General features: G+C 59.8%; 13 protein-coding genes. 8 read left to right on the forward strand and 5 right to left on the reverse strand.

What is annotated here, in order from left to right:
- Positions 1-102: 102 nt before the first annotated feature.
- The gene (locus GSF67_RS12915; RefSeq protein WP_006310928.1) at positions 103-807 is read left to right on the forward strand and encodes a DUF1013 domain-containing protein; all 705 of its coding nucleotides are present in this window, start codon (positions 103-105) and stop codon (positions 805-807) included.
- A 60-nt stretch (positions 808-867) separates the two neighbouring features.
- Here the strand turns inward: GSF67_RS12915 and GSF67_RS12920 are convergent, their stop codons facing one another.
- Positions 868-1,527, reverse strand: a complete 660-nt coding sequence (locus GSF67_RS12920) for a YggS family pyridoxal phosphate-dependent enzyme (RefSeq protein ID WP_006310929.1) — start codon at positions 1,525-1,527, stop codon at positions 868-870.
- Between the two features lie 192 nt (positions 1,528-1,719).
- On the opposite strand from GSF67_RS12920, the gene leuS reads away from it, so the two are divergent.
- The 3 genes from leuS to holA are packed head-to-tail and all read left to right on the forward strand — an operon-like array spanning position 1,720 to position 5,937.
- Positions 1,720-4,350, forward strand: coding sequence for a leucine--tRNA ligase (leuS, locus tag GSF67_RS12925; RefSeq protein ID WP_006310930.1), 2,631 nt, complete (start codon positions 1,720-1,722; stop codon positions 4,348-4,350).
- Complete coding sequence (locus GSF67_RS12930) at positions 4,343-4,888, forward strand: LPS assembly lipoprotein LptE (protein ID WP_050813467.1); 546 nt, start codon at positions 4,343-4,345, stop codon at positions 4,886-4,888. Before leuS ends, GSF67_RS12930 begins: the two co-directional genes overlap by 8 nt.
- 11 nt (positions 4,889-4,899) lie before the next feature.
- Positions 4,900-5,937: a DNA polymerase III subunit delta gene (holA, locus tag GSF67_RS12935; protein ID WP_006310932.1), complete on the forward strand. Its 1,038-nt coding sequence runs from the start codon at positions 4,900-4,902 to the stop codon at positions 5,935-5,937.
- 64 nt (positions 5,938-6,001) lie between these two features.
- Here the strand turns inward: holA and fdxA are convergent, their stop codons facing one another.
- The 4 genes from fdxA to GSF67_RS12955 all read right to left on the reverse strand — a co-directional run bounded on the left by fdxA (position 6,002) and on the right by GSF67_RS12955 (position 11,794).
- A complete protein-coding gene (gene fdxA / locus GSF67_RS12940) occupies positions 6,002-6,340 on the reverse strand; it encodes a ferredoxin FdxA (protein ID WP_010972540.1) in 339 nt (112 codons plus the stop codon).
- A 157-nt stretch (positions 6,341-6,497) separates the two neighbouring features.
- Complete coding sequence (locus tag GSF67_RS12945) at positions 6,498-6,914, reverse strand: RNA-binding S4 domain-containing protein (RefSeq protein WP_006310934.1); 417 nt, start codon at positions 6,912-6,914, stop codon at positions 6,498-6,500.
- Positions 6,915-6,918: 4 nt separating this feature from the next.
- Positions 6,919-10,020, reverse strand: coding sequence for a helicase-related protein (locus tag GSF67_RS12950; protein WP_006310935.1), 3,102 nt, complete (start codon positions 10,018-10,020; stop codon positions 6,919-6,921).
- A gap of 448 nt (positions 10,021-10,468) precedes the next feature.
- Positions 10,469-11,794 (reverse strand): ubiquinone biosynthesis hydroxylase, encoded by a 1,326-nt coding sequence (locus GSF67_RS12955; RefSeq protein WP_371814444.1) that lies wholly within the window; start codon positions 11,792-11,794, stop codon positions 10,469-10,471.
- Here GSF67_RS12955 and tesB point away from each other — a divergent pair.
- The 4 genes from tesB to GSF67_RS12975 all read left to right on the forward strand — a co-directional run bounded on the left by tesB (position 11,770) and on the right by GSF67_RS12975 (position 17,480).
- Entirely contained in the window at positions 11,770-12,654 is an 885-nt protein-coding gene (tesB, locus tag GSF67_RS12960) for an acyl-CoA thioesterase II (protein ID WP_006310938.1), read from the forward strand. The genes GSF67_RS12955 and tesB overlap by 25 nt on opposite strands.
- Positions 12,655-12,867: 213 nt before the next feature.
- Entirely contained in the window at positions 12,868-13,218 is a 351-nt protein-coding gene (locus GSF67_RS12965; RefSeq protein ID WP_004444057.1) for a P-II family nitrogen regulator, read from the forward strand.
- 28 nt (positions 13,219-13,246) lie between these two features.
- Positions 13,247-14,596, forward strand: a complete 1,350-nt coding sequence (locus GSF67_RS12970; protein WP_006310939.1) for an ammonium transporter — start codon at positions 13,247-13,249, stop codon at positions 14,594-14,596.
- A 217-nt stretch (positions 14,597-14,813) separates the two neighbouring features.
- On the forward strand, positions 14,814-17,480 hold the full coding sequence (locus GSF67_RS12975; protein ID WP_035214732.1) for a DNA translocase FtsK: 2,667 nt from the start codon (positions 14,814-14,816) through the stop codon (positions 17,478-17,480).
- Positions 17,481-17,521 lie beyond the last annotated feature (41 nt).

Genomic DNA, 17,521 nt, shown 5'->3' on the forward strand with positions numbered 1-17,521 from the left:
GCAATTATGATGCAATCCGGTTATAGAGCGCCAATATCCCGGAAATCAGTGGTTGATACCACGCCCGCGACCCCGGCGCGGACGGACAGAAGGACTGTATCTATGGCTCAACAATTGCTCATGCCAAAGGCAACTGCTGTATGGCTGGTCGACAACACCGCGCTGTCGTTCGACCAGATAGCCACGTTCTGCAAATTGCATCCGCTCGAAGTCAAGGCGATTGCCGACGGCGAAGCCGCGCAGGGCATCAAGGGTCTCGATCCGATCGCGACCGGACAGCTTTCCCGCGACGAGATCGCCCGCGCTGAAGGCAATCCCAACCACAAGCTCAAGCTTTCCGAGCCGAAGGTGCGCGTGCCGGAATCCAAACGCCGTGGCCCGCGTTATACGCCGGTTTCCAAGCGCCAGGACCGCCCGAACGCCATTCTCTGGCTGGTGCGCAACCATCCGGAACTGAAGGACGCGCAGATTTCGCGCCTCGTCGGCACCACCAAATCCACCATCGAGCAGATTCGCGACCGCACCCACTGGAATTCGGCCAACCTGACGCCGATGGATCCGGTAACGCTCGGCCTCTGCAGCCAGATCGATCTTGACCTCGAAGTCGAACGCGCTTCTCGCGGCCGCCCGTTGCCGACCGCCGAAGAGCTTGGCAACACGCTGCAGCCGGCAACGGCGACGGAAGGTCTGGACTACAACAGCTACCAGCGCGAGGAAGAACAGCAGATCGACGCCGACGCCGTCTTCAAGAAGCTTTCTTCGCTGAAGTCCGTACCGAAGGACGAAGACGAGGACGATCAATACTGATCGAAGTCTTTCCGACATTTGAAACCCGGCCGCAGTGCCGGGTTTTGTGTTTTCAGGGTTTTACCGGCTGCCGAAGATCGCCGAGCCGACCCGCACGCTGGTCGCGCCGAATTCGACGGCCGTCTCAAAATCGCCGGACATGCCCATGGAAAGCTTCTCAAGGCCGCATTGCCCGGCAAGCTTCGCCAGAAGCGCAAAATGCGGCCCCGGATTTTCCTCCGCCGGCGGAATGCACATCAATCCCTCGACCGGCAGTTTCAATTCGTCCCGGCAGAAAGCCACGAAGGCGACGGTTTCACGCGGATCGATGCCGGCCTTCTGCGGCTCAAGGCCGGTGTTGACCTGCACAAAAAACCGCAGGCTGCGGCCCTGTCTGGCGCATTCTTCGGAAAGCGCGCGAGCTATTTTTTCCCGGTCGATACTCTCGACGACGTCAAACAGCGCGACGGCATCCGCCGCCTTGTTGGATTGCAGCGGTCCGATCAGACGCAGCTCGATATCGGATGTCTTTTCTTTGAGCGCAGGCCACTTGCCCTGCGCTTCCTGCACGCGGTTTTCGCCAAACACGCGCTGGCCGGCATCGATGACGGGCTGGATCGCTTCTGCATCGAAGGTCTTGGAGACCGCAACCAAGGCAACATCCGCCGCCTTGCGACCGGATTTTTCCGCGACATCCGCAATGCGTTGCCTGACATCCTCAAGACGTGCTTCGATTTCCATCACAAGACCTTTTTTAAACCGTTCAAACCGCTAACTAGACGCCGATTGCCTTGATGCCAAGCGCCTTTAGCACCATTTGAGGCACGCTGGCCAAGATTGAACGCCCGAATGCCCCGCCAAACTTGACGCCCCGGTCGTTTCATGGTGAAGGTCAGCGCAAATTTTTCCCCTCGATACCCGGAATTTTAGATAATGGCCATCGAACGTTACAATCCTCGCGACGCCGAGCCGCGCTGGCAGCAGAAATGGAACGAAGACAAGGTTTTCGTCACCGATAACAGCGATCCGCGCGAGAAATATTACGTTCTAGAGATGTTTCCCTATCCCTCGGGACGCATCCATATGGGCCATGTCCGCAACTACGCCATGGGTGACGTCGTCGCCCGTTACAAACGCGCCCGTGGTTTCAACGTCCTGCACCCGATGGGCTGGGACGCCTTTGGCATGCCCGCTGAAAATGCGGCTATGCAGAACAAGGTCCATCCCAAGGACTGGACCTACCAGAACATCGCCACCATGCGCGGCCAGCTGAAATCCATGGGCCTGTCGCTGGACTGGACCCGCGAATTCGCCACCTGCGATGTGGAATATTACCATCGCCAGCAGGCGCTGTTCGTCGACTTCATGGAAAAGGGTCTGGTTTACCGCAAGCAGTCCAAGGTCAACTGGGACCCGGTCGACCACACGGTTCTGGCCAATGAGCAGGTGATCGACGGCCGCGGCTGGCGCTCCGGCGCACTGGTCGAACAGCGCGAACTGACGCAATGGTTCTTCCGCATCACCGATTTCAGCCAGGACCTGCTGGACGAACTGGACGAACTGGATCAGTGGCCTGAAAAAGTGCGCCTGATGCAGAAGAACTGGATCGGCCGTTCCGAAGGCCTGTCGCTGCGCTGGCAGACCGTCGCTGACACGGCGCCGCAAGGTTTCTCCGACATTACCGTCTATACAACGCGTCCCGACACGCTGTTCGGTGCGTCCTTCCTGGCAATCGCCGCCGACCATCCGCTTGCAAAGGAACTGTCGGCGAGCAACCCTGCCATTGCCGAATTCTGCGACGAATGCCGCCGCCATGGCACCTCATTGGCAGCGCTGGAAACCGCCGAAAAGAAGGGCATCGATACCGGCGTCAAGGTCGTGCACCCGCTGGATCCCAGCTGGGAACTGCCCGTTTACGTCGCCAATTTCGTATTGATGGATTACGGCACCGGCGCAATCTTCGGCTGCCCTTCGGGTGACCAGCGTGATCTGGACTTCGCTCGCAAATACGGTCTGCCGGTCGTCGCCGTCGTCGCACCCGAAGGTCCCGACGCAGCAAGCTTCACCGTTGAAGACACCGCCTTCACCGATGACGGCGTAATGATCAATTCCGGCTTCCTGAACGGCATGAAGACGGCTGACGCCTTCGAAGCCGTCGTGCAGAAGCTGTCGGCCGAGATGCTGGGCAACGCACCCCAGGCCGAGCGTAAGGTCAATTTCCGCCTGCGCGACTGGGGCATTTCCCGTCAACGCTACTGGGGCTGCCCGATCCCGGTCATTCACTGCGAAGTCTGCGGCGTGGTGCCGGTTCCGAAAAAGGACCTGCCGGTCAAGCTGCCCGATGATGTGACTTTCGACGTACCCGGCAACCCGCTGGATCGCCATCCCACCTGGCGTCACGTTTCCTGCCCGCAATGCGGCCATGACGCTCGGCGCGAAACCGACACGATGGACACCTTCGTCGATTCCAGCTGGTATTACACCCGCTTCACAGCGCCGTGGGAAGACGAGCCGACTGACCCCAAAGTTGCCAATCACTGGCTGCCGGTTGACCAGTATATCGGCGGCATCGAGCATGCCATCCTGCACCTGCTCTATTCGCGCTTCTTCACCCGCGCGATGCGCGAGACAGGTCATGTCGGCGTCAAGGAACCCTTCAAGGGCCTGTTTACCCAGGGCATGGTGGTCCACGAGACCTATAGCCGCGGTGAAGGCCTGACGCGCGAATGGGTGCCGCCTGCGGAACTGAGGATCGAGGAAAACGACGGCACGCGCCGGGCGTTCCTGCTCTCTTCTGGCGAAGAGGTTAAGATCGGCTCCATCGAAAAAATGTCGAAGTCGAAGAAGAACGTGGTCGACCCTGACGATATCATCGCATCCTATGGCGCCGATACCGCACGCTTCTTCGTCCTCTCGGATTCTCCACCCGATCGCGACGTCATCTGGTCCGAAGCCGGCGTGGAAGGTGCAAACCGATTCGTCCAGCGTGTCTGGCGCATCATCGGTGAAGCCGCCGAACAGTTGAAGGGTGTGAAAGCGAAGCCGGCGACCGAAGGCGAAGGACTGGCAGCCTCCAAGGCAGCCCACAAGACGCTGAAGGCTGTTCAGGAAGATCTGGACAAGCTCGCCTTCAACAAGGCCATCGCCCGCATCTATGAACTGGTCAATGCCCTCGCCGGTCCGCTTGCGGATGTCGCTGCCGGCGGCAAACCTGATGACGTCAAGGCGGCCGCGCGTGACGCCGTTGAAATCCTGATCCGCATCATCGCGCCCATGACGCCGCATCTCGCGGAAGAATGCTGGTCCGCGCTGGGCAATGAAGGCTTGGTGGCTGAGACGCCATGGCCGACCTTCGTGGCTTCGCTGGTCGAGGAAAACGACGTGGTCATGCCCGTGCAGGTCAATGGCAAGAAGCGCGGTGAATTGACAATCGCGCGCGATGCGGATCAAGATGTGGTCCGCACGGCTGCCCTTGAGCTGGACGCCGTCAAATCGATTCTTGCCGGTGGCGAGCCCAAGAAAGTCATCGTGATTCCGCAGAGGATTGTGAACATTGTTGTCTGACGTTTTTTCGAGATGGAGCCGCGTTGCGGCAGCAATTTCCGTCGTGATGATGGCTGGTCTTCTGGCGGGCTGCCAGGTGCGCCCGCTTTATGGCGAAGCTTCCGGAACCAAGGAAAGGCTGGCGGCCGTCAGCGTCTCCCAGATCGGCGGTCGGGCTGGGCTGGAAGTACGCAACCAGCTGATCTTCCTGATGTCCGGCGGTGCAGGAGAACCGGCCACGGCGCAATATAATGTCAAGATTGCCGTAAGCTCGAGCGCCACGACCACAGAGGTGCAGAACTACGATCTGACGACCCGCGCGAACAACAATTACGACGGTCCTTATCCGGGCCGTGTCGTGATGAGTGGTCAATATGTCCTGACGCGCGTCTCCGACGGTCAGATCCTGCGCTCCGCACGCCGCAGCGTGACGGCGCAGGTGGATCTGCCGCAGCAGGAATTCGCCAAGATCCGGGCGATCCGCGACGCCGAAAACCGTGCGGCCCGCGAGCTGGCTGAAATCATCCGCACTGATGTCGCCGCCACCCTCGGCCGCTGAGAGCGGCGGCCGTGGCGGAGATAAAGTCCCATGAGTTCGAGCGCTTCGCCGAAAATCCGGCGGAGCGCTTTCGCGTTTTTGTACTCTATGGACCGGATCGTGGTCTGGTATCGGAGCGGGCAGGCCTCATCGCCAAGAAGACGGGTATCGACCCCGATGACGCTTTCGCATCGCTGAAACTGACGGCATCCGATCTGCAGGGCGACCCTGGCCGCCTGCTTGATGAAGTGAACGCCATCGGCCTTTTTGGTGGCGAAAAACTGGTGTGGGTCAAAAGCGCCTCCGCTGAAAAGGCGCTGGTGGATGCGCTTCAGATTCTGGCAGACACACCGCCGGAAGCAAGTTTCCTGATCATCGAAGCGGGCGACATCAAAAAGGGCACGGGGCTGCGTAAGATAGCGGAGCCGGCGCGCTCCATCGCGGCAATCCCCTGTTATGCGGACGATGCGCGCTCCTTAAACGCATTGATCGATCAGGAACTCTCCGCCAATAATCTGCGCATTGCACCGGCTGCACGACAAAGGCTGATCGAGCAGCTCGGCGGCGACCGTATCGCCTCGCGCAACGAAATCCGCAAGCTGGCGCTCTATTGCCTCGGGGCCGACGTGATCGAGGAAGATGATATTCTGGCCATCATCGGCGATGCCAGCACGGTTTCGGCCGACGATGCCGTCGACGCCATCCTGAAAGGCGACAGGAACGCCTTTTTCCACGCCACACAGAAGATCATTTCATCGAAAACGCCGATCTTCCTCGTCCTGCAGGGATGCCTCAAGCAATTCCAGCTGCTCGACCAGATGCGCGCCGAGATGGATGAGAAAAAGCAGCAGGCCGGCCAGGTCATGCAGACACTCGGACGCCATATCCATTTTCGCCGGAAACCGATCATCGAAAGAGCGCTGCGGACATGGCAGCCAGCGGCGATTGCCCGTGAGATGAACCGTCTGCAGGCAGCCATCTTGCAAAGCCGCCAGCGGCAAAGCCTGGAGGAAAGCGTGGCTCTTCTGACGTTACTGTCGACCACGCTTCAGTCCGGTCGCGGTGGATAAACAAAAAAGCCCTCGTGCTGATGCAACGAGGGCTTTTCGAATTTTGATCCAGAAACGTTCTGGTTCAGTCGCCCTTGCCGGGCTCAGCAGAGAAATAAAGCTCCAGCTTACCTTCGACCCCGTCCATTTCCTTGGCTTCCGGCATCGGATCACGCTTGATGGTGATATTCGGCCAGATGGCCGCATATTCGGTATTGATCTTCAACCACTTGTCGAGACCCGGCTCCGTATCTGGCTTGATGGCCTCAGCAGGACATTCCGGTTCACACACACCGCAATCGATGCATTCATCGGGATTGATAGCGAGGAAATTTTCACCCTCGTAAAAGCAGTCGACAGGGCAGACCTCAACGCAATCGGTATATTTGCAGCGGATGCAATTGTCGGTCACGACATATGTCATGATGAACTCCAGAATATGCAGGCCGGGTCTTTGGGCTTCGGAACACAAGCCGTCGCCCGGAATTCGGACAGGGCAATTTCGCAAGTGACGTAATGCCTTTGCCAGCAGATAGCAAGGATAACAATTCTGAAAAACGGGGCAGACCTGGAGGTTTATTCTATTCTTTGCTTCCGTCACTGTCAGACAGAAACCTGTCGAGCGCCCTGCGCTCTTTTTTGGTCGGACGCCCACTGCCGGGCTCGCGCAGCGCCTGCTCGAGAGGGGTCAACCTGTCGGACGGCTTCCGCGGTGGCGTCTGGTCGTCATAAAGAAGCCGGGCTTCCTCATAAGGTCCGCGTCGCACTCCGCCGGATTTGACGACGAGTACCTTGTCCATCCGCTCAAAGCCGATGTCCAGCCTATCCCCCACCTTCAGCATGTGGCTGGGCTGGCGGATGGGAGCGCCGTTGACCTTTACATGGCCCGACTGGATGTAACTCTGGGCCAGCGATCGGGACTTGGCCATGCGAGCAAAGAACAGCCACTTGTCCAGACGCTGACGCGTGCTTTCCAGTGGCTGTTCGTTGCTTCCCATGGGCTTACTTCTTCAGCTGCTCCTTGAGCGCAGCGAGCTTTGCGAAAGGCGAATCCGGATCCATCGGCTTCTCCTTGCGCGGCGGCTTGGCTTCGAAGCGCTGCTGACCCTGCGGCTTTCCGCCACGGTCGTTGCGCTCCGGCCGGTCCTTGCGCTCGCCGCGATCATTGTTGCGGTTGTTGCCGCGATCGGGGCGACCGCCGTCACGCTTGCGCTCACCATCGCCACCGCGATTGGCTGCTTCGCGATTTGCACCGTCGCGATTTGGATTGTCGCGATTTGCACCGTCACGATTGTCGCGACGGCCTTCGCCGCGACGCTCGCCCTGCTCGCGTGCGCCTTCACGAGCCTGACCGCGATGGCCGGGACGACGGTTTTCGCCGCGCTGATTTTCGTTGCGGCCACCCGGACGCCACAGAAGAACGGGCTTCGGTTCGGAAGGCTCCGCACCTTCGACAGACACGGCCTCACTTGCGGCAACCTCTTCACCGACAGCTTCCGCGACCGGCGCCTCGGAAGCGTCGCCTTCAGCAACAGCCGCCGTTTCGGTTTCCTGTTGTTCGGAAGCCGGTTCGTCCTGCTCGGTCTCAGCGCTTTCCTCTTCGCCCGTCACCGCTTCTGCGGCGACAGGAGCGGCGGCGCCAACGTGGCTGGCGAGGAAGGCCTGCGCCTCTTCCGCCGTGACCTGATCGGCACGGTAACCGAGGCCCTTGAGGATTTCTTCCATGTCGTCGAGCGTTGCGCCGAGAATGGAAAGCATGGCGGTCGTCGTCGTGAAACGACGGCCATCATAAGCGCCTTCCGGGCGCGGCTGCTGACCGGGCTTCCACTGCAACAGTGGACGGATCAGATCGGCCAGACGCTCGAGAATGTCGATACGCACGGCGCGCTTTCCGAGGAAACGGAAACCGGCGAGCTTGTAGAACATCCGCTCGAAGCTCGCATCCGTTACGACCGAGGTGCGGCCGGCGGCCAGCACCGGAATGAGATCGCCGTAACCCGGCTTGCCGAGACCATCATTCTTCAGCGCCCAGAGTAGCGTGACAAGCTCGGCCGGGGCCGGCTTCAGCAATGCGGGCAGAAAGACGTGATAAGCGCCAAAACGCACGCCGTAGCGGCGCATGGAGGCGCGCGCATCCTGATCCAGCGACTTCACGTCTTCGGTGACGTCGCGGCGGAACAGCACGCCCAGATTTTCGACCAGCTGGAACGCCAGTCCCTTTGCGAGACCCTGAAGGTCTTCGGCGCGCGAAATATCGTCGAGCGGCTTCAGCACGGTCGCAATCTGATGATTGACGAAACGTTCGACGCGCGCCAGCGCATGATCGCGGGCATTGCCGCTCAACTGCTCGTCGGCCAGCAGGATTACCCGCGGCTTCATGATGTTATCGCCTGCCGCCAGGCGGGCAACCGGCTCGCCAAGCCAGCGAACCAGACCATCGGAGCTCATAGCGAGATCGCCGTTGCCGCTGGCATGCAGACGCGCAGCGCGCGCCTCATACTCCAGCGCCAGCGCCTTCTGCGACGCAGCCTGCACGGCCTTCTGATCCGGCCCTTCCATTCCCGACACCGGCGTGAACCGGAATCCGGCCAATTGGCCGACGTGATGTCCTTCTACGAAGACATCACCATTTACACTGATTTCAGCTTCAAGCATCGCATTCTCTCTCAGGCGCCTCATGAGCACAGATGTCCTGCGATCAACAAAGCGTTTCGTCAACCTTTCATGTAGCGCATCGGACAATCGATCCTCGATTTCCCGCGTCTTTTCTTGCCAGTGTGTCGGATCGGCAAGCCATCCTGGGCGGTTCGATACATAAGTCCATGTTCTGATCTGCGCAATCCTTGCAGACAAGGTATCGATCTCTCCATCTGTTCGGTCAGCACGGCGCACCTGTTCGGCCATGAAATCTTCGTTCACGGTCCCGCGTTTGACCAGATCGAAATAGAGCGTGGAGATCAGATCGGCATGCTGTGCGGGGGCGATGCGGCGATAATCGGGCAGCGCGCAGGCCTCCCAGAGTTTTTCCACCCGCGCATCCGTTGTCGTTACGTCGATGATCTCAGGATAACGCGACAGATATTCCAGCGCCTGCTGGTCGATCGCCGGCAGGGCGCGCGAAAGCCCCTGGATCGTCGGCGCGGCATCAAGGCTCAGGCGCAGATTGGCAATGGAGGAAAAATCGAAGTTTTTCGTCCGCCACTGCAGCACCTTCACCGCATCGAACTGATGGGTTTCGATGCGCTCGACCAATTCGTCATCGAACGGATCGACACGCCCCGTCACGCCGAATGTGCCATCGCGAAGATGACGACCGGCGCGACCGGCAATCTGGCCGATTTCACCCGGATTAAGGTTGCGGAACTGGTAACCGTCGAATTTGCGGTCCTGCGCGAAGGCGACATGATCGACATCAAGGTTGAGACCCATGCCGATGGCATCCGTCGCGACAAGATATTCCACATCGCCCGACTGGTAGAGCCCCACCTGCGCATTGCGCGTGCGCGGCGAAAGCGCACCCATTACAACGGCGGCGCCACCGCGCTGGCGTCGCACCAGCTCGGCAATGGCATAGACCTCTTCCGCCGAAAAGGCGACGATCGCCGTACGTTGCGGCAGGCGGGTTATCTTCTTCTGGCCCGCATAAAAAAGCTGCGACAGGCGCGGCCGCTCGACCACGGTTATTCCCGGCAGCAGCTTTTCGAGGATCGGACGCATCGTGCCGGCACCCAGAAGCAGCGTTTCCTCCCGCCCGCGCAGATGCAGCACCCGGTCGGTGAAGATATGGCCACGTTCAAGATCGCCGGCCAGCTGCACCTCGTCGATCGCGACGAAGGCGGCGGTCGTCTCGCGCGGCATGGCTTCCACGGTGCAGACGGAATATTTGGCTTTGGGCGGTGAGATTTTTTCTTCGCCGGTTATCAGCGCCACATTCGGCGCCCCCACCTTTTCAACCAGACGGGTATAGACCTCCCGCGCCAGAAGGCGCAGTGGGAGGCCGATGACACCGTTGCCATGCGCCACCATCCGCTCGATCGCGTAATGGGTCTTGCCGGTATTGGTGGGGCCGAGAACGGCCGTGACACCGCGGCCGCTCAGGATCATGGGGCGAAAATTCAACGTAGCATCCGCGAATCGACTTCATCTGCTTGCCGTGCCGCCCGGCATCACCGGATGCGGGCCGCACGCACCACACATGGCAATGCGCGCCGACAAAGGCAATAGCCCTCATCCGCAAAGTAGCGGAGGAGGGCTTCTCTGGTGAATTTTCCGTTCAGATTCAGCGACTTGATGGTTCAAAAAGAATCCGGCGAAGATGGAATCGATTCGGCTGCGGAACAGTCTGCGAACGAATCGAATACGAATCGCTGACTCGCCCTGATTCCGTTTTTGTTCTCCGCAATATCTGGTTGGAAAATTGATGCCCCATACCAGATTGTGAATCCGGGTAAGTCCTTGCCCGGATTCAGCTTTCCATTCCCGGAAAATACCGTAGTGGCCTGTCAAGCGACAATTGCGGGTGGCGCTATTCACCCTTAGCGAAGGGTCCCAGTCAAAGCGCCTCGCCGGCAAGAAGGCGCGGCGCATTCGCATCCGTCGTACCGGCGGCCTGACCGATGAAATAGGACTTGAGACCCGGCAACCGATCGACCACTCCCAGACCGAAATCGCGCATGACGCGGATGGGGCCGACATCGTTGGAGAAAAGCCGGTTCAGCACATCCGTCGTCACACCCATCCGCAACGTGTCGAAACGCCGCCAGGACTGATACCGCTCGAGAACGTTGAGAGAGCCAATATCGAGGCCGAGACGGGCGGCCTCGACCACGGTTTCGGCAAGCGCCGCTACATCCTTGAAGCCGAGATTGAGGCCCTGTCCGGAAATCGGATGAATGCCGTGCGCCGCGTCACCTGCAAGCGCGAAACGCGGCGCGACGAATGAGCGCGCCAGCGTCAGGCCCAGCGGAAAGGCACGTCGTGGACCGACCGGACTGACGGGCCCGAGCTTGTGGCCGAACCGGCGCTCCAGCTCTTCGTCGAAGACAAGATCGTCGGAGGCGACCAGCCTGTCGGCATCAGCCGTGCGCTCGGTCCAGACAAGCGAGGAGCGGTTTCCCTTCAACGGCAGGACGGCAAAGGGGCCGGAGGGCAGGAAATGCTCTTCCGCGCAGCCCTCATGCGGCCGTTCGTGCTCGACGGTCGTGACGATACCGGACTGGTCATAGGCCCAATGCACCGTCTTGATACCGGCCATATCCCGCAGAGCCGAGCGAACACCGTCGCAGGCAATGAGCAACCGCGCTTCCAGCGATGTACCGTCGGAAAGGGTGATCGCTGTCGATTGCGGCCCCGCAGTAAAACCGGAAACACTGATACCATGGCGGATTTTAATGCCAATACGCTCGCAAAGGCCACGCAGTGCACTCACCATCGCAACATTGGGCACCATATGGGCAAAAGGCCTGCCCTCCTCCACAGCGCCGTCAAAGGTCAGAAAGACAGGGCGGACGGGATCAGCGGTCTTCGAATCGGTGACGACCATCTTGTGGATCGGCTGCGCCTCAGGCTCGATCTCGTTCCATATGCCGAAAACATCGAGCATGCGCGTGGCCGCCGCAATGACGGCGGAAGCCCGGACATCCTTTTTCCAGACATCCTCAGGAGCAGCTTCAATCACCTGTACATTGAGGTGCGGAGCCGCCTGCTTGATCGCAACAGCAGCGGAAAGACCCACATATCCGCCACCTGCAACTACCACGTCGAGCATCGCGCTTCTCCTCAAATCTTGTGCACACATCATCGGCACACTATAGACCATGTGACGTCTTCCTACAGCCGGAGCAGGCCGAAAAAATGTCGCATCCTTCGCAAACGTCAGACCCGATGGTCAATCTCATTGCCACGCTCGATCTCGAGAAGCTGGAAGAGAACCTCTATCGGGGCGAAAGCCCGCAGATCGGCTGGCAGCGGGTTTTTGGCGGCCAGGTCATCGCACAGGCCCTGATTGCCGCGCAAAGAACCGTGGATGACGACCGTTTCGTGCATTCGCTGCATGCTTATTTCATGCGCCCCGGCGATCCGCTGGTGCCTATCGTCTACCAGGTGGAGCGCATCCGCGACGGCGCAAGCTTCTGCACCCGCCGCGTGGTCGCCATCCAGCACGGCAAGGCGATTTTTTCCATGTCGGCGTCATTTCAGATCTTCGAGGACGGCTTCGACCATCAGATCAAGATGCCTGATGTGACGCCGCCTGAAAAACTGATGAGCGAGGAGCAGATGCAGGCGGCCTTCCTCGCCAAGGCGCCCGCATCGATCCGTAAATACTGGAGCAACAAGCGGCCGATCGAGATAAGGCCGGTTTCGCTGACCCATTACATCTCGAAGGAAAAGCTGGAGCCGCAGCAGGATATCTGGGTTCGCGCCGTCGGCGAGGTGCCTGCTGATCCGCGTCTGCAATCGGCCATTCTCGCCTACCTCTCGGACATGACGCTGCTCGACACCTCGCTTTATGCCCATGGAACGACGATCTTCGATCCATCCATTCAGGTGGCGAGTCTCGACCACGCCATGTGGTTCCACCGCCCCTGCCGGCTGGATGACTGGCTGCTCTACACCCAGGACAGCCCCAGCGCGTCCGGCGCACGGGGGCTCACCCGTGGCAATATTTTCACCAGGCAGGGTGAACTCGTCGCCTCCGTTGCGCAGGAGGGTTTGATCCGCAAAAGGGCAAATGATTAAATAATACGCTTTTTTAAAAAATCGCACATTTTATAGACGCTTTTTTGGGCGACAAATGCCCCTTTTTCAGACGCCCGTCATATAATCTTTATATTTCAATAAATTACGCCCCTGTACCAAAACTGGCACGCCCTTTGAATGTATGTCCGCAGTCGCTGTTACTGATCTGCCAGCGGCAAGGAGAGTCGGCTCCATGCCGAGGACAAACAAAGGATGGGAAACCAGATGAAAATTGTGATGGCCATTATCAAGCCGTTCAAGCTGGATGAGGTGCGCGAAGCACTCACCGGCGTCGGCATCCAGGGCCTGACCGTGACCGAGGTGAAGGGTTACGGACGTCAGAAGGGGCATACCGAGATTTATCGCGGCACGGAATACGCGGTGAGCTTCCTTCCCAAGCTGAAGATCGAGATCGCAGTTCCATCCGACGTCGTCGACAAGGCCGTCGAGGCGATCGCGTCTGCGGCAAAGACCGGGCAGATCGGTGACGGCAAGATCTTTGTCTACTCTATCGAACAGGCCGTGCGCATCCGTACCGGCGAAACCAACACAGAAGCGCTTTAAGCACGGCTGACAGGGGAGTTTTCCAACTATGCAACTCAACAAGTTTTTGACGCTCGGCAAGCTGGGCGCCGCAGCAACGGCCCTGATGGCCCCGGCCATCGCCTTTGCCCAGGATGCAGCGCCAGCAGTAGCGGCAGCGGCTCCTGTTCCGGAAAAAGCCGATACCGCCTTCATGTATATCGCAACGATCCTCGTGCTGTTCATGATCATTCCTGGTCTGGCGCTGTTTTACGGCGGTCTGGTCCGCACCAAGAACATGCTCTCCGTTCTCATGCAGTGCACGGTCATCGGCGCAGTCATGATGCTGGTGTGGGTCATCTACGGTTACTCCTTCGCCTTCGGCGGCGGCACCGGTCCTTATTTCGGCGGCTTCGGCAAGCTGTTCCTGTCGGGCGTTTCGCTTGACAGCACGTCTGCCACCTTCTCGCAGGGTGTCGTGATCTACGAATACACCTTCATCGCGTTTCAGATGACCTTTGCGGCCATCACGCCGGCGCTGATCATCGGTGCTTTTGCAGAACGCGTGAAGTTCTCCGCTGTCATCCTCTTCACCATCCTGTGGGCCACCTTCGTCTACTTCCCGATCGCGCACATGGTCTGGGACGCGAACGGCCTGATCTTCGGCATGGGCGCCCTCGACTTCGCCGGCGGCACCGTCGTTCACATCAATGCCGGTATCGCTGGCCTGATCGGCGCGATCATGGTTGGCAAGCGCACCGGCTTCGGCAAGGACATGATGGCTCCCCACTCCATGACGCTGACGCTGGTTGGCGCCGCCATGCTGTGGTTCGGCTGGTTCGGCTTCAACGCCGGCTCCAACCTCGAGGCATCGGGCGGTGCGGTTCTCGCAACCATGAACACCTTCCTCGCAACCGCTGCAGCCATCGTCTCCTGGTCGCTGGTTGAAAGCTTCACCCGCGGCAAGGCCTCCATGCTGGGTGCTGCTTCGGGCATGATCGCCGGTCTCGTTGCCGTCACGCCTGCTGCCGGCTCCGTCGGCCCGATGGGTGCGATCGTTCTCGGTCTCATCGTTTCGCCGATCTGCTACTTCTTCGTCTCCGTGGTGAAGAACAAGTTCGGTTATGATGATACTGCCGACGTCTTCGGCGTCCACGGCATCGGTGGCATCATCGGCGCCCTTGGCACCGGCATCTTCACCTCGCCGCTGCTTGGCGGCACCGGCAAGGCCGACTTCTCCATCTCCTCGCAGCTCTGGACGCAGTTCGTTGCCGTCGCCATCACCATCGTCTGGTGCGCGGTCGTTTCGGCTATCCTCTACAAGATCGTCGACGTGATCGTTGGTCTTCGGGTCCCGGTCGAAGCCGAACGCGAAGGTCTCGACCTCGCGACCCACGGCGAAGCCGCTTACCACTCCTGATATCAGGGAAAAGGGGTTCTCCATCCCCTCTCCCGCAAGAAGGCCCGCTCCGGCGGGCCTTTTTCTTTGCCGCAAATCCGCGCTCGGCCTCAAAAAGTCGCATGGTTAACACGACATTAACCAGCGAGCGGTTAGTTTTCCCTGTCAATCCGGGATCAGGTTACCCTGCCGGATCTTGCCGAAACCACAAAACAACGGGTTCAGGGACATGGGCAGAATGCATTCTCCGACATTCGATGGTCGTCACACGCGCTTCGTGTTGACGGCGTTTTTCGTGCGTCAGATCATGGCTCTCGCCGGTTTTGCTCTTTTGGCGACGATTGCGCTCGGCATTGCCGCGCTCGCCACATGGAATGTCGCTGATCCGAGCCTCTCTTATGCCACGGGGAACCAGCCCACCAATCTTCTGGGTTACAGCGGCGCGATCTTTGCCGATATCGTCATGCAGTTCCTCGGTCTTTCCGCAATCATTGCATTCCTGCCCATCATCGCCTGGGCGATCGCGCTTATCGCCGGACGCAAGTTCAATCGCATACCCGCCCGTCTCGTCGCATGGGTTGCCGGCGCCATCGTCTGCGCCGCCTCGCTCGGCTGTTTTCCGGCACCCGTCACATGGCCCCTTCCAAATGGCATCGGCGGCGTCATTGGTGACATGATCCTGCGCTTCCCGGCACTTTTCATCGGCGCTTACCCCACCGGCACCATCGCCACAGTGCTCGGCGTCATATTCGCGGCGCCCGCTGCCTGGCTCATGCTGTTTGCCGCCGGTATCGTCGGCGGTCTGGACGACGAGCTGGAGCGGGAGGAAGCTGTGCCCGTCGCCACCAGCAAGGCCCGCGCTGCCCGTGAAGCCGAAGAGGATGATGAGGACGATGGCGAAGGCTTCTTCGCCAACATGCTCGCCTTTGGCGCTATTGCGCATTACTGGTACATCACCCAGGCGCGCTTGCGCCGCCTGTTCGGCCTGAAGTCGAAATCGCTGCACACCGAATTCGAACATCCCTATGATTTCAACGAATATGAATTCGGTACCCTGAACGAACCCTCTCGCCTGAAGACGGCGATCAATCGTCTCGACCAGCGCTCGGAACCGTCTTTCGAAGAACGCGCCGCATCGCGCCGGCAAATGTCGCCTCCCTCCATTGCGCTCGATCATGACAACGACACGGATGACGAGCCGCCTTTCGACGCGGACGGACGCCGGCTGCCGAACGGCATTCTTTCTGACGACGAATCCGACGATAAATTCACTGCCCGGCAAGCCCCGGGACGTGGACAGCCCAGAATAACCGCGCCTTCCGCCCGTCCCAAGCCAAGCGAGCGCGTGGCAAGAGAGGCCCAGGCTTCTTTCATCGCCGCCGATGGTTTTCAGCTGCCCACCGTCCATCTTCTGGCCGAACCGAAGAATGTCGTGCGCGACAACACGCTCAGCGAAGAAGTGCTCGAACAGAATGCTCGTCTTCTGGAAGGCGTCCTCGAGGATTTCGGCGTCAAGGGTGAGATCATCCACGTCCGCCCCGGCCCGGTGGTGACACTTTACGAACTGGAGCCCGCGCCCGGCATCAAGTCTTCACGCGTCATCGGCCTTGCAGACGATATTGCCCGCTCCATGAGCGCGATCGCCGCCCGCGTCGCCGTAGTTCCCGGCCGCAATGCCATCGGCATCGAACTGCCGAACCAGACGCGTGAGACCGTGTTCCTGCGAGAACTGGTCGGCAGCCGTGATTTCGAAAACAGCAAGGCCAAGCTCGCCATGGCGCTCGGCAAGACCATCGGTGGCGAACCTGTGATCGCCGATCTCGCCAAGATGCCGCATCTTCTCGTCGCCGGCACCACGGGTTCGGGCAAGTCCGTCGCCATCAACACGATGATCCTGTCGCTTATTTACCGCATGTCGCCGGAACAGTGCCGCCTGATCATGATCGACCCGAAAATGCTGGAACTGTCGATCTATGACGGCATTCCGCATCTGCTTTCCCCCGTTGTCACCGATCCGAAAAAGGCCGTTGTGGCCCTGAAATGGACGGTGCGGGAGATGGAAGAGCGCTACAAGAAGATGTCAAAGATCGGCGTGCGCAACATTGACGGCTTCAACAGCCGTGTGCAGCAGGCGCTGGACAAGGGCGAAATCCTCACCCGCACGGTGCAGACCGGCTTCGACCGTCAGACCGGCGAAGCGATGTACGAGACGGAAGAATTCGATCTGAAGCCCCTGCCCTATATCGTCGTCATCATCGACGAAATGGCCGACCTGATGATGGTGGCCGGCAAGGACATCGAGGGCGCGGTGCAGCGCCTGGCGCAGATGGCGCGTGCCGCCGGCATCCACGTCATCATGGCCACCCAGCGCCCGTCCGTCGACGTCATCACCGGTACGATCAAGGCGAACTTCCCGACCCGTATCTCGTTCCAGGTCACCTCGAAGATCGACAGCCGCACGATTCTTGGCGAGCAGGGCGCTGAACAGCTGCTCGGCATGGGCGACATGCTCTATATGGCGGGCGGCGGACGCATCCAGCGCGTGCACGGTCCCTTCGTCTCCGACAATGAAGTCGAAGAAATCGTCGCCTATCTGAAGACGCAAGGGTCGCCGGAATATCTGGAAGCGATCACCGAAGAAGAAGACGAAGACGGCGCTGGCAGCGGTCCGGCTGGCGCTGGCAACTTCTCCGATTCCGAAGACCCCTACGATCAGGCCGTGGCCGTCGTTCTTCGCGATGGAAAAGCCTCCACTTCCTATGTGCAGCGCCGTCTCGGCATCGGTTACAACCGCGCCGCATCGCTAATCGAGCGCATGGAGCAGGAGGGCATTATCGGCCCCGCCAACCATGCCGGAAAACGCGAAATTCTCGTACCGACAGAAGCAGACATCATCGAGCGATAAATCCGCAACCAAGCGGGGCTGCGAAGCGTTATTACACGCTT

It is taken from the genome of Agrobacterium sp. CGMCC 11546 (assembly GCF_013365515.1).
Classification (GTDB): Bacteria; Pseudomonadota; Alphaproteobacteria; order Rhizobiales; family Rhizobiaceae; genus Agrobacterium; species Agrobacterium fabrum.